Genomic DNA, 14229 nt, shown 5'->3' with positions numbered 1-14229 from the left:
TCGTTCTATAAGCTGGATTGGGCGGATAAAGCAGATAGTAATGTGAAAATTGAGATTGTTCATAACGGAATAACGGATGTCAAGTTTATGGATCTAAGACCTTCGTCAGGTCCATCGGTTGGATGGGTGGATCTGGGGGAGTATGAGTTTAGTGGTAATGATAGCGAATTTGTCAGGCTGACTCGAACGCAACCTACGACGGGTACAATTATTACACGGGCCGATGCAGTCAAGTTCGAAGGGAATATCCGGCAGCAAGCACCACCGTTGCCCCCGCTGCGGAGCCGCACATTAGCAAATCTCAGTTACACGGAAAAAGGCAGCATCGAAAATGCGAACTATAAGGCGACCTTCTATGAGGCAGCATGGGATGGAGGCAAATCCATCGTTCGTGACATGTTTTACAAGAACACGGACACGGGAAACTGGACGCCAATCAATAATGTGTCGGAAAGACTTGAGGAGCAATGGGTTTTATTGGATGGGAATGCGGGCAGCCGAACCAATTACTACGATACGATGAACAAACGCTGGATTACATTCGACGAGGTCCATTTTTCAGACAGCCACACGGCGGTATTAACCGATTCTACGCATGGCAGTGATTACGATTTTGAAGTGAACTGGTCCATGGCAGGGGAAAAACCAGATGTTTCCTTTGCCTTTACGCCTCGCCGCGACGGCAATTATGTGATTGGATATCAGTCCTTCACAACAGAGGCAGTCTCGGGCATCAATGAAGTGTTAAATGGATTCCGGTCACATGCCAAAATGGTAGGTACGGTGGAATCAACAAGCTTGAGAGAGCTGAGTGCTCCGATGAGCCTGGTTGAGAAAAATGATGGTTCGGGAAATCCATTAACGTATGGTGTATTTGTACCTTCGGCAGAGCTTCCGGTTGAATTTGAACCGACGGGAGGCGTTACGAAACAACGACTTGGCATGAGCCTGGTCAACAACGAAGGCAGCGTGCAGCCAATCCTGTATGCGCCTCAATTAGGGACTTATTCGCAAATGACCGCAGAAATTACTTATCAATTTCATATGGGGCTAATCGCTCAAAAAAGCAATCTGTATGAGTCCTACGCGGATATTCTTCGCAATGAGTACGGTTATTCAGCATACCGCGAAAATGTGTCAGATCAGTCGCTTACTGACGCGATGTTTAATATGATCGATTTGCTTAAGATTGAGCCGCAAGGGGACGACTCTGTTAATTATGTTTCATCACCCAGCGGGTGGTGGAGCCGTGCCAAGGGCTTTATTGATATCGAAAACGAGGATAGCGTCCGAACAAGCTCGAATGCGGTTCTTTTGGGAGCTTACTATTTGACAGGGGATGACCAACTATACGATACGAGAGCACTGCCGTCCGTCCAGTATGGCGTGTCGCGAAATGGTATCGGTTGGTCGCCGACGCAGAAGAAAGTATACGGTGTGCCTTCCTTATGGAAAATGGCTACTCTGCCGTTTGACGTTTCAAGCGTAGCCGCTGTCAATCAGATGATGGGTACTTCGGCAGGAATTGGGGCGCTGGCACAGGAAGAGTACCTCATGCGTGATCCTGACCAGAAAGACCGGGGGCCTGTCATTCAACCCCTGATGATGTATCGTATGACAGGAGACGCGCAGTATTTACAAGCTGCCAAAGATGCAGCCGACAGCTATATCACGCAGCATATCGATACGCCTGCAACCGTCGATGTGAGTAAAAATGAGTTCATTTATTATTATAGCAAGCTGTGGATGGAGATCTTGGAGCTTTATGAGGAAACTCAGGATCCCAAATACTTGAATGCCGCTTATAAGGAAGCCAAACGGTATGCAACCATGTTCGTTGCTCGTCCAGTTCCTGAAGGTAACATTACGATTCCTCAGCCTGAGACATATAATTACGCGGAGTCGTTCCATTGGCCGGAAAGTGGTAAATTTCAATATCCTAGGCTGAAGCTTCCAGAAGATATTGCCGGAGGCGTTCAAGCGGATCGTTGGCTTGTTTCACCGAGCGGATTGACGTTTGAAGCAGGAAGTACGACCGGTTATTATCGGATGAATGCTCAGGAAGCTCCATTCATGCTGAGATTGTCGCTCTATACAGGGGATAAACTACTGCAGGATATTGCCCATAATGCGGTTATTGGCCGATATTCCAGTTATCCAGGTTATTACTATAAGGGCTTCGCCGTTAGCCAACTTGAACCGGACTTTCCTCTGGAAGGCCCAAGCGGGGCTACATCCATCTATTATCACCATATTCCGGGGCAGCTTGGGCAAACGATGGATTATTTGATCAGCGAACTATCGTTAAAATCAAATGGGAGTATTACATTTCCTTCCGTATTTGAAACGAATTTTTTATGGTTCAAATATCACCTCTATGGGAATAAACCAGGTCAATTTTATGGTAATTCCGATGTTTGGCTCTGGATGCCCAAGGGGATTATTAAGACCAACCATCCTCAATTGAACTGGATCACGGGTGAGAGCGGGGATAAATTCTACATCGGGCTAAGTAACGCATCGTCAGATGAAGTTCAGACTTCGATTGAATTGAATGAACAAATCATTGGATTCAACCCGGCACAAGATTATACCGTAACGATCATCCGCGACAATGGTACACCAGAGCAAGCAGTTATGAGTGGCGGAATCATTCAAGCCACGGTTTCAGGCAAGGGCATCACCGCTATTATTGTAGAAGGACTTAACATTGATGTGCCGCTGCATCAGGTTAGAACGGCTGATACATCGGATGCAAGTTATTTCTTTGATACCCACAGTCCAATTGATGCGGTTAAAGGCATGCTGATGGTTAAGCCCGACGAAACGGTCTATGATGCTTATGTGCAGGCAAAAACGACGAAACCAGCGACAATCCATTATTCCTTGGATGGCGGGGCCATGTACACGACCATCCCAGATACGATATACCCGATGGAATGGTCGATACGGGTGAATGATTTATCCCAAACCTTCACTTATTACGTGGAATCAGAGGGGAAACAGACCCGCAAGCGGACACTTTATCTGCCTGATCAGGTTACGGAAACTCCAGTCCAACCCGATGGGCAGGATAGTTCATCCATCATTGTGGATAATACGGAGGCGGAGACAGAGGGTGTCTGGATAAGGGATACGACGGCTGACAACTATTACTATGATAACTATGTGTATGCCAAAACTACAGCTGGTACAGCGACAAGCAAAATGAGATGGCGGCCTGAGCTGGCAGAAAGTGTCACTTACAGTGTGTATTACAAGATTCCGCAAATCACCGCTGCGAGTGAAAATTGGGCAACGAATGCCTCATTTACCGTTTATTATAGCGGGGGCTCCGAGACGGTTACTGTTGATGAGACAGCAGCGAATGGTACTTGGGTGCATCTAGGGGATTATCCTTTTGCTGCAGGCGATAGCGGGTACGTGGAACTAACCAACAAGGCCAACAAGTCCAGGGTCGTTGCCGATGCGATCATGTGGGTGGACGCGAACCAGATACCGCAATTGGAGTCTGCTGTGATCCTGTCCGATCGGAACGAGTTGCAGATGACTCAAACCGCACAGCTGAGCGTAACCGGCTATTTGGATAACGGTTTGATCGGTGATCTAACACAGGCCAATGTGCAGTATTTCGTTGATCGTACGGATCTGGCCGAAGTGGATAGCAGTGGGCTGTTGACCCTTCTTAATCTCGATGGGGATACGGATCACATTGAAGTATGGGCTACTGTCACGATTGACGGAGTGACCTTAACCACACCGCCTTTGAACATCACGATCAGGGACCTAACGGTTATCGTCGATAGTACAAATACAACTGGGTTATACACGACAGAAGGGTCATGGAGCCAAAGCAATTTAGCCGGATACAAAATTGGGGTTAAATCCCGCTATTCAACAGTTCAAGGATCATCCGCAACGTGGAAAGGCCAGTTTCCAGAGGGGAAATATACGGTCTCGATCTACAAGCTCGTTCATACGACGGGAAATGATAATCATGTCAAAGTGGAAGTGAAGCATAAGACGGGTACCGAGGTCACCTATATCGATGCAACGGTCGGCTCATCGGGTTGGGTTGATCTAGGAACGTTCGACTTTACGGGTGACGGTAGCGAGTATGTCCGGTTAACCAGGGTTTCTCCTACAACGGTAGACCCGCCAACGCTTCCTGCGGATATGATCTATACAAGAGTTGACGCAGTTATGTTCGAACGGCACTCCGATGGTTCGGAGCTGCTTGCAAATGAGGCGCCAGGTGAACCGACACTTTCTGAAGAATAGCGGTGCTGCAACAAGCTTACATGAGGCAGTTACCATATACTGTGTGTTATCGAATTTGTATGGAACCACTTCAGTTAATCCACATACTGTCACCGTGGCTGAGGCGAATAGCATTGACAATGGAACGAGCAATTCGTATGATTCAAGTGGATTGTAAAAAAATTCAAATGGGGTTGAGATGTGGATGACGAGAGCTGGCTGGGCGAACAAAATTACCGAAATCACATTGTTTGTGCAAGATTTGCATCGTTCAAAGGTATTCTACCAAGAGGCTCTCGAACTTGAGATCATATATGAAGATGAAAGCTGCGCGGTCTTCGATCATGGCAATACAAGCATCAATCTGTTAGATCAATCCAATGCCCACGAGTTAATTGAGCCGGCGCAGGTTGGTCACGGCGGAGATGGCGCGCGGTTTCAATTCACGATCCAAGTGCCAGACGTTGACCGAGTATGTGATGAGTTGAAATTGTGTGGCGTGAAGTTATTGAATGGACCGATAACGCGTCCCTGGGGTCGGCGTACGGCTTGTTTTTCCGATCCGGACGGGCACTTGTGGGAGATTGCACAGGTGCTGGAATGAATTGAATTAGACAGAGATCACCAAAAGACTGCGCCCTTTGTCGCAGTCTTTTTGCTTTAGATATTCAGGAAGCTGGATCGTACGTGAACATAATGAGGGCTTTTAATGCTTACGAGGTCATGGCTATCACAATTTTACTTTTGCCGTATAAGCATTTTGATATTTCTTATATTCCTCACCCCAAACCATAACCGAATCTAATATCGGCTTGAGTTTTTTCCCGATGTCGCTCAACGAATACTCGACTTTTGGTGGTATTTGAGGGTATACGTTACGAACAACAACACCATACTCCTCCAGAATGCGAAGCTGTTTGGTTAAGGTTGCATGTGTAATGTCTGGGAACAACCGTTGAATTTCATTAAATCGCATCGTTCTCTCATGTAAAAATAGGATGATCAGCATAGACCATTTCCCAGACAATATTTTTTGAGCGCTTGTAAAGCCACATTCTTCTAATATTTCATTGGTATAATTCATAGCTATCCTTTCCGGTATCCAAGTGCATACTAACGCTGCTTCTATAGCGTAGAAACCCTCTGAAGATACTTCTATAATACTATTGTACGATAGAATTCTATCATATGATATTTATTTGAACAATGTAAAAGAGTTGGAGGGAGCATATGAAACATTTCGTCACCAAACCATATTTATGACAGCAGGCACCACAAGGGAAGATTACTTTGGAAGTAAAATAAAAAAGAGGAGATCACACTGATGAACACAATGATACCCGTTAGTAAAGAACAAGTTATTTCGGCTTTCCAATACAGACATGCTGCCAAAACTTTCGATACATCCAAGAAAATATCCGAGGATGATTTTAACTATATACTAGAAACCGGAAGGTTATCTCCCAGCTCGATTGGTTTGGAACCGTGGAAGTTTGTTGTTGTGCAAAATCCGGAATTACGAAGTAAGCTGAAAAAAGTTTCACCAGGTGCCCAGGGCCAATTGGATACGGCTAGTCATTTTCTGGTCATTCTCGCCCGGACAGATGTTAGATATGATTCGAAATATGTGCTTGATCAATTGAAAAATGTACAAAACATGCCCGAAGAGGTTATTACATTTATCTCTGGCGCATTAAAAGATGTTCAGGAAGTTCGTGGTTTGCTGGAAGATGAACGTTTACTATATGAATGGTCTGCGAAGCAAACTTATATTGCTATGGGAAATATGATGACCGCCGCTGCTTTAGCCGGAATTGATTCTTGTCCGATTGAAGGATTTGATTACGCAGCTGTCGACCATATCTTGGAAGAAGAAGGTTTATTAGAGGGAGGTAACTTGAAAGCATCCGTCATGGTTGCTTTTGGATACCGCAGCGAAGAACCCAAACGAGCTAAAACAAGAAGCAATATGGATCAGATGATAAGCTGGTCATAAAAGGATTAGAAAATCGGCTCCAATAAGAAATCATTTCTCTGTTTTGGAATGAGGGTTCTCTGTTATTTCGCAATGACCGTTGATCATGATCAACGGTTTTTTTATATTTTAAACACTGATCTGAAGCAAGATTGTAGTAGCGTTAGTAAAGAAAAATGTATAGTCAGAGAAAACTGTTTCCAATCAATGAAAATAACAATTAAATAACAAAATACAATATGTGTTTAGTACATCGATGCGGAATACATTGATTTCATCTGATAAATATCAATTTAAAACGTTTAATAACAATGATATTACTCAATAACAAAATATATAAAACGTGTTATTATGTTATCTATCAATTGAATATCTTGTTTTCTTTTGTCTTATTATCAGACTATTCGATGGAAAGAGGCCATAAATGAGTTTTATACGATTGTTAAATGATATCAGGATTAGGAAAAAACTATCCTTGATGTTTATTACGGTTGCTGTACTTCCGCTTCTGGCAAGTGGTGTATATCTGACTAGCAAGCTGCGTGAAGTGATGATAATGAATGCTTTCGAACAGGCTACTGACAACGTTGAACGTGTTCGGAAACGAACGGAAGAGCTTATTAAGGTCCCTCTTGATATTTCCTATCAACTTTCAAATGATAGCCGAATGAAGTCTGTCGCTAGTCGTAATTATGATAGTTATATTGAAGTCATTCAAACGTATCGCCAATACTCTGACATTCGGGATTATATGCGGTTATACAAAGGCATTAAATCAATTCGGCTGTATACGCCCAATCCGACAATGCTCAATAACTGGGAATTCATGCAACCAGACTCTCAGACCATGCAAGCCGAGTGGTATACAACTGCGCTGAGCAAAAAAGGATTAGCCGGCTGGGCATATATGCAGGATGAGCGGGATTTAAAATATTATCTGAGTCTTGTGCGGAAGATCAGCCTTGACGAACCTAAAAAAGAAAGTGTTTTGGTCATCAATGTCAATTCTGATGTATTAAACTCTATTCTTGCCCAAGAGTCATTCTCTACTATGATTGTTGATTACCACAATAATATTGTGGCAGCCAACCGACCAAATCTTTATGGCAGAAACCTAGACGAAGTGAACGTCGGGAACAATATGTTGACGCAAACCGAAGGTAGCTTCGATGAAATTATGGATGGAAATGCGTCAAAAGTTGTCATTACCAGCTTGATTCCCGAGAGCAGCTGGAATGGACTAAGGGTTATCTCTGTATTTACAGTATCAGATATCATTAGGGATGCAAATGAAGTCATTCGTGTGGCTTCACTGGTAGTGGTCGGCTGCCTGATCATTGCGATTTTACTCGTCTATGCTTCAGCATCCCTGATAACAAGCAGGGTTCTTCGTCTAAGTAAACACATGTCAAGAGTAGGCACCACGTCCTGGGATACTTACCTCGACATAGACGGTAAAGATGAAATAGGACAGCTTTCAAGACAGTTTAACTCCCTAGTTGTTCGAATAAACCAATTGATGCTGGAAGTGGAAGATAGCAATCAACAGAAACAGCTGCTGCAGCAAAAACAAAACGAGATCAAATTTAAAATGTTGGCAAGCCAGGTCAACCCCCACTTTCTGTTCAATACCCTGGAATCCATTCGAATGGAAGCTCATCTTCGAGGGGAAGAGGATTTGGCGCAAGCTGTATGGCAACTTAGCATCTTGATGCGTAAAAGCTTAGAAGTTGGCAGCGGAAAAATTCGACTATCCGAAGAGCTTCATATGGTCAGCTGTTACTTGGAGCTTCACAGGTTTAGATACGAGGACCGACTCTTGTATAACATGGAGGTTGCGCCGGGAACCGAGGAAGTAGAGATCCCGCCGCTGATCATCCAGCCTTTGGTTGAAAATTCGATTCTTCACGGGCTGGATCGTAAAGAGGGGGCGACATGGATCACCATTCGAACGAAGTTTACAGAGGATAGAGAGGTAATGGTGGAAATCCAGGATTCTGGTGCGGGAATTTCTCCATTAAAGCTGAAGGAATTGCAAAGACAGCTAATGGAAGCAGAAGAAGGCGGGATGCGGATTGGGCTCCGCAATGTTAACGATCGGCTGCAGCTTACCTATGGACCAAGTTCTGCACTTTCTATCAAAAGTATCGAGGGCCAAGGAACCGAAATTACATTTTGTATACCCAAGAAAGGAGAACCACAATGTTTTCAGTAATGATTGTTGATGATGAGCCAAAGTTACGGCTTGGGTTACAAACCTTGATTCCGTGGAAAGAACTTGGGTATGAGGTCATCGGATCGGCTGCAGGAGGAAATGAAGCACTTCGCATTCTCGAAGAGCAGATCCCGGATGTACTCTTGGTCGATATTCGTATGCCAGGCATGGACGGACTGGAGCTTCTTCAAGAAATACGCCTTCGTAACTGGGACGCGCGTGCGATTGTACTTAGCGGCTATGCTGATTTTGAGTATGCACGACGTGCCCTGCAATACGGTGTTGAAGCATATCTCCTTAAACCCGTAAACAAGGAAGAACTGTCTGCACAACTTCAAAAAATTCACAGTCAACTTTCTGCCAAGCGGCAAGTGGAGAGTAAGCAGAATAAAATAAATTCACCTGAATGGGCAATGTATTCGCTCCTGTCAGGAACGTATGATTCAGAAAACGCTCCACTGAAAGAATTGTTCGGTGAACACTGGACAAAGTATCAGATTCTATTGATGTCATTTCCGGGGATGCAGCAAGAGGAAGACAAGCGCATTCACCATTTTCGGGATTTGTTGACTGAAACCTATCATTTGGATGGTCAAGGCGTTGTTTTCTATTTTAGCCCCTATATTGTTCTGTTGCTCGGGCAGCCGCCTGTCAGCGAGTCGGGGTGGGATGAATTGTATAGAAAATTGAAACTCCTTTCTGGAGAACTACGCTATGAGATGAATGTTGCCGTGGGAGAATCAGTTCGCTCATTTTATGAAATTATCCATTCATTTCGCACCGCACGTTCGCTGCTGGAGCGCAGTTTTTTTTACGATAAAGAAAGGCTGCTGACTAGGGATACTCCAGAAAGCTACCAGAGTGCAGGATCCTCTACGATGAATACCTCTTTTTTGGACAAAGAGGAAGCGGCATTTCGTCTTCATTATTTAGTAGATGTTGGACATTCAGAAGCCATACATTCACTCTTGGATGGAATAGCTGCACAAATGGTAGTAAATCGTAATGATGAAAAAGACATCCGTGAATATTTCTTTTATCTTGCTAATGAGACCATTCGAAAAATTTATCCGCGAATCGGGTCTACATCAGGTTATCCTGGCGAACCGGCTCAATACCTGGCTGAAATTTATATTTCCCATTACATCCGGGAGCTCGTCAATGATGTCTCCACACTGATGGAAAAGTTGGCACATTGCGCGGATTATAACAGCCGGGACAACGAAATGAAACGTATGCTTGATTATATCGATCGGCATTATAGCGATAATCTCAGACTCGAAATGCTCTCAGGGCTGTTTAATTACAGCAGGTCCTATTTAGGTCAATTATTCAAAAGCCACACAGGTGAATATTTTAACGATTATCTTGACCGGGTTCGAATCCAAAAAGCAAAAGAAATGCTCTCTCAGGGGATGAAAGTATACGAGGTAGCTGAAAAGGTAGGGTATTCCAACGTGAATTATTTTCACACCAAATTCAAAAAGAGGGAAGGGAGGTCCCCATCGTCTTATCAGACAAAATCTTAAAATGCAAAACGACTTTGCGAGGAAATGGTTTGCATCTGGCATAAAGCTTTTATCCCTTGATATTGAAAATTTATGATACTTTCCGAAAACATTACAAATTTTATAATGAAAATGCTCTAAATAAGTAGTATTTTCCAAACTTTTCTTAAACCCTATAGTTAAGGCACGAAGGAGGGAATGTTAACAAATCATGAAAGCGATAACAGAAATATATACGGGGGGAGATGAAAGGAAAAATGAAAATGAAATCTAATTCTTATTTTAACTCAGTAAAATCAAACAACAAATTCTTGATGATGAGTTCTGTTATGTTTCTTTCTTTGACAGCTGCAATGGGTTCATCCAGTTATACAGCAGACGCTGCAATAACCGTACCAGGTTATGTCGTTGATCCTGCTGAAGGTTCTCAGACCAGTTCAAAAAAAACCATCAAAATGACCTTTAAAGATGCATTTTTAGAAGGTTATGGTGTCGAAAAACGGGGTAAGGTTCCTGCCGAAAAGGACACTTTATATGATGGAGAGGGATATATCTCATTCTTTTTTGATGAGGATTCAAGTGCAGCGGAAGCAATGGGCAGCGCGACGTTTACAGTCGTTGCTCCGAAAGCCGGGTTGTACGAGCTGAGTCTAGGCTACTATATCCCAGAAGGTAACGGAGACAAAGTAACCCAAATTCAAGTGAATGGTACAGGTACGGGTGAACTCACCCTGGATGAACCAATTGCAGGAAATGTTCGCGCTGAAAAAATGATGACCAAAGTGCTGCTGAAGGCTGGGAGTAATACGATCCAGATCTCGCGAGGCTGGGGGTATTTCGGCATTGAACATATCAAACTTCAACCGGCCGTTTCACCAGTTTCCTCGAATATGATTGCTCGATACGCATTGAATAATCCGGAAGCAACGCCTGAAACAAAGGCTTTGATGAATTATATGCTTAGTCAATACGGAAAGAAAATAATCTCAGGTCAGCAAACCCTTGAGGACGTAGAGTGGGTCAAACAACAAACTGGTAAATATCCCGCGATCTTTGCCAGCGATTTGATGGATTATTCCCCTTCGCGTGTGAAGAACGGCTCTTCCTCTACGGAAGTGGAGAAAATGATCGATTGGCACAAACGTGGAGGAATCGTAGCTTTAAGTTGGCACTGGAACGCACCGAAAGGAATCGGCGGCAAAGAGCCAGGTTACGAATGGTGGCGAGGATTCAATACGGAGTTTACGACTTTTGACGTCGAATATGCTCTTAATCATCCGAATTCAGAAGACTACAAACTTCTAATTCGGGATATTGATGTCATTGCCACACAGTTGAAGCACTTGCAAGAACATAATGTTCCTGTTCTATGGAGGCCTTTACACGAAGCGGAGGGCGGCTGGTTTTGGTGGGGAGCCAAAGGTCCAGAACCGACCAAAAAACTATACAGGCTGATGTATGACCGTTTAACCAACGAACATAAACTGAACAATCTTATCTGGGTGTGGAATTCAGTTAAAAAGGACTGGTATCCGGGTGATGATGTCGTAGATATCGTAAGTGTAGATATCTACAATCCTGCAGGGGATTACAATCCAGGCATAGCCAAATATGAGGAGCTTTTATCTCTGGCAAACCATAAAAAAATAGTTGCATTAGCCGAAAATGGGTCCATCCCCGATCCTGATTTACTGTGGACTTACGGAGCTCCCTGGAGTTTTTTCAATACATGGAGCGGCGAACACATCAGAGATGGCAAAGCCAATACGGTGGAACACCTAAAAAAGGTATACAATCACGACAAGGTGATTACGCTTGATGAACTTCCTGAAGATTTGTACAGGAGTCCTTCGATTAAATAATCGAGTTCAGCCGGGCGGACTTAGACAATCTCTTAAGGAATTATTATCTGGGATAGAAGTAAAAGATCAAACCAAGAAGGAAATAGGGAGTGCATTTATTTTGGCTATTCACATTGATGAATTAAATCAGATTTTCCATTTGCAATCTCAAGACATGAGCTATGTTATTCAGATAAAAAATGGTTATCCATTGCTTAGTTATTGGGGACCTCAGTTATCGAATGAAGGTAATTTGGAGGAGCTTGTTCCAGGTATGAGCACGTTATCCCTGGATTCCATGCCCCAAGAATACCCGCAATATGGTACGGGGGATTTCCGCTCACCTGCTTATCAAGTCCAGCTTGAAGACGGCAGTCGCATCACAGAACTTCAATATAAAGGTTACACCGTTTGTGCAGGCAAACCTGCTCTTGAAGGTTTACCTTATGTTTATACAGAAGCGGATCATGAAGCAGATACTTTGGAATTGGAGCTGGAAGATGCCTACACGGGCATGAAAGTTTTGCTGCGGTACAGCCTCTTTGAAGGAGGAGCCATTACCCGGTCCGTTCGTTTCACCAATCATGGGCAGGGAAATATAAAACTCATTCGGGCCCTTAGCGCAAGTGTAGATCTGTATGGAAAAAGTAATTTTGAATTGTTATATCTGGCTGGCCATTGGGCGCGAGAGGCACATATACAACGCAGGCCGCTTGGTCCCGGAGGAACGAGCCTTGGAAGTCGTCGGGGAATGAGCAGTCACCAGCATAATCCGTTTGCGGCCATAGTCAGTCCTGGCACGGATGAGGATCACGGCGAAGTGTATGCGACAAACCTGGTTTATAGTGGTAACTTTCATGCCGAGGCTGAAGTTGACGGTTTCGGTACCGTTCGGTTGGCCATTGGTCTGAATCCATTTGACTTTACCTGGATACTCCCACCGGGTGAGTCCTTTCAGACCCCAGAGGCTGTGTTGGTGTATTCCAATGAAGGACTTGGAGGAATGTCTAGAACCTATCACAGGCTGTATCGAAATCGCTTATGCCGCGGGATACATCGGGACAAAAATCGTCCAATCCTCGTAAATAACTGGGAGGCCACTTATTTTAATTTCACTGCCGAGAAGCTTGAGGCCATTGCCGAGACAGGCGCTGAACTCGGAATTGAGCTTTTTGTCCTGGATGACGGCTGGTTTGGCAAACGTGACAGTGACAACAGCTCCCTTGGCGATTGGGTGGAAGATCACCGGAAGCTTCCGAACGGTCTGCGTGACTTGGCTGAACGGATCGAACGTCATGGACTGAAATTCGGTCTGTGGTTTGAGCCGGAGATGATCTCGCCTGACAGCGACTTGTATCGCAAACATCCTGATTGGTGTTTGCATGTTGCTGGTCGTCGTCGCACGGAAGCGCGATGGCAATTGGTGCTTGACCTTACAAGGCCGGAGGTGCGCGATTATTTATACGATGCATTAGCCAGCATTTTCACCGACGTACCTGTCTCTTATATCAAATGGGACATGAATCGTGCGTTGACAGAGATATGCTCGGCGACGGCTTTGCCGGAGCATCAGCAGGAAACGGCACATCGCTACGTGCTTGGTCTATATGAACTGCTGGAAAAATTGACTTCGGCTTTCCCGGAAATATTGTTTGAGAGCTGCTCTAGTGGTGGAGGGCGATTTGATCCCGGTATGTTATATTACATGCCTCAGACATGGACAAGCGACAATACGGATGCTGTGGAACGTCTGAAAATCCAATATGGCACCAGCCTGATTTACCCGGTGAGTACTATTGGAGCCCACGTTTCCGCGGTACCGAATCATCAGGTTAATCGTGAAACATCGCTGAAATTCCGTGGTGATGTTGCGATGTCTGGCAATTTTGGTTATGAACTTGACCTGACCACATTCAGCAACGACGAAAAGACTCAGGTTAGAGAGCAAATTGCTATGTACAAAGAGCTGCGTTCTCTTGTACAACAAGGTGACCTTTACCGGCTCCGCAGCCCATTTGCAGGCAATGAAACGTCTTGGATGTTCGTTACAGAAGATCGATCAGAGGCACTTGTGTTCTTCTTTCGTGTTCTTGCCAAACCTAATCCTGCACCTAGAATGCTCAAGCTAAAAGGGCTTGATCCTTCATTTGCCTACACCATTGAAGGGTCGGGAGGGATCGTTGGAACTTATGGTGGAGATCGTTTGATGCATGCAGGAATGATCCTTCCTCAACTTGCGGGTGATTATTGCAGTGTATGGTTTAAATTAATCGCTACCCTATAAAAGGAGAGGTCGGAGCCAGAGTTATTCTGTTTTTCATTCCATATATTCAGAGACTGGAACCCCCTGCAGGTTATTCCGATCAGCAGGGGATTCGTTTGAATAAAAATGAAAATCATGATTTTTTCTGAAAATTAAGGAGATTGTGG

Annotated in this window: 8 protein-coding genes; 7 read left to right on the top strand and 1 reads right to left on the bottom strand. The window is 44.4% G+C overall.

What is annotated here, in order from left to right; all coding sequences use genetic code 11:
• Window positions 1-42 precede the first annotated feature (42 nt).
• Complete coding sequence (locus tag G3352_RS25280; RefSeq protein WP_163761004.1) at window positions 43-4281, top strand: golvesin C-terminal-like domain-containing protein; 4239 nt, start codon at window positions 43-45, stop codon at window positions 4279-4281.
• 184 nt (window positions 4282-4465) lie between these two features.
• Window positions 4466-4864, top strand: coding sequence for a VOC family protein (locus G3352_RS25275; protein WP_163761003.1), 399 nt, complete (start codon window positions 4466-4468; stop codon window positions 4862-4864).
• Window positions 4865-4990: 126 nt separating this feature from the next.
• Here the strand turns inward: G3352_RS25275 and G3352_RS25270 are convergent, their stop codons facing one another.
• Window positions 4991-5344, bottom strand: a complete 354-nt coding sequence (locus tag G3352_RS25270) for a winged helix-turn-helix transcriptional regulator (protein WP_163761002.1) — start codon at window positions 5342-5344, stop codon at window positions 4991-4993.
• A gap of 240 nt (window positions 5345-5584) precedes the next feature.
• Between G3352_RS25270 and G3352_RS25265 the strand changes: the two genes are divergently transcribed.
• The 5 genes from G3352_RS25265 to G3352_RS25245 all read left to right on the top strand — a co-directional run bounded on the left by G3352_RS25265 (window position 5585) and on the right by G3352_RS25245 (window position 14083).
• Complete coding sequence (locus tag G3352_RS25265) at window positions 5585-6256, top strand: NAD(P)H-dependent oxidoreductase (protein WP_163761001.1); 672 nt, start codon at window positions 5585-5587, stop codon at window positions 6254-6256.
• Between the two features lie 403 nt (window positions 6257-6659).
• Window positions 6660-8450: a cache domain-containing sensor histidine kinase gene (locus G3352_RS25260; RefSeq protein ID WP_163761000.1), complete on the top strand. Its 1791-nt coding sequence runs from the start codon at window positions 6660-6662 to the stop codon at window positions 8448-8450.
• Window positions 8411-9979, top strand: a complete 1569-nt coding sequence (locus tag G3352_RS25255) for a response regulator transcription factor (protein ID WP_163760999.1) — start codon at window positions 8411-8413, stop codon at window positions 9977-9979. Before G3352_RS25260 ends, G3352_RS25255 begins: the two co-directional genes overlap by 40 nt.
• 224 nt (window positions 9980-10203) lie before the next feature.
• Window positions 10204-11820 (top strand): glycosyl hydrolase, encoded by a 1617-nt coding sequence (locus tag G3352_RS25250; protein WP_240343219.1) that lies wholly within the window; start codon window positions 10204-10206, stop codon window positions 11818-11820.
• Between the two features lie 100 nt (window positions 11821-11920).
• The gene (locus tag G3352_RS25245; protein WP_163760998.1) at window positions 11921-14083 is read left to right on the top strand and encodes an alpha-galactosidase; all 2163 of its coding nucleotides are present in this window, start codon (window positions 11921-11923) and stop codon (window positions 14081-14083) included.
• The last annotated feature ends 146 nt before the right edge of the window (window positions 14084-14229 follow it).

It is taken from the genome of Paenibacillus sp. ALJ109b (assembly GCF_010747435.1).
Taxonomy (GTDB): domain Bacteria; phylum Bacillota; class Bacilli; order Paenibacillales; family Paenibacillaceae; genus Paenibacillus; species Paenibacillus taichungensis.
The sequence above is the reverse complement of the archived record's forward strand: the minus strand, read 5'-3'. Positions and strand labels throughout refer to the sequence as shown.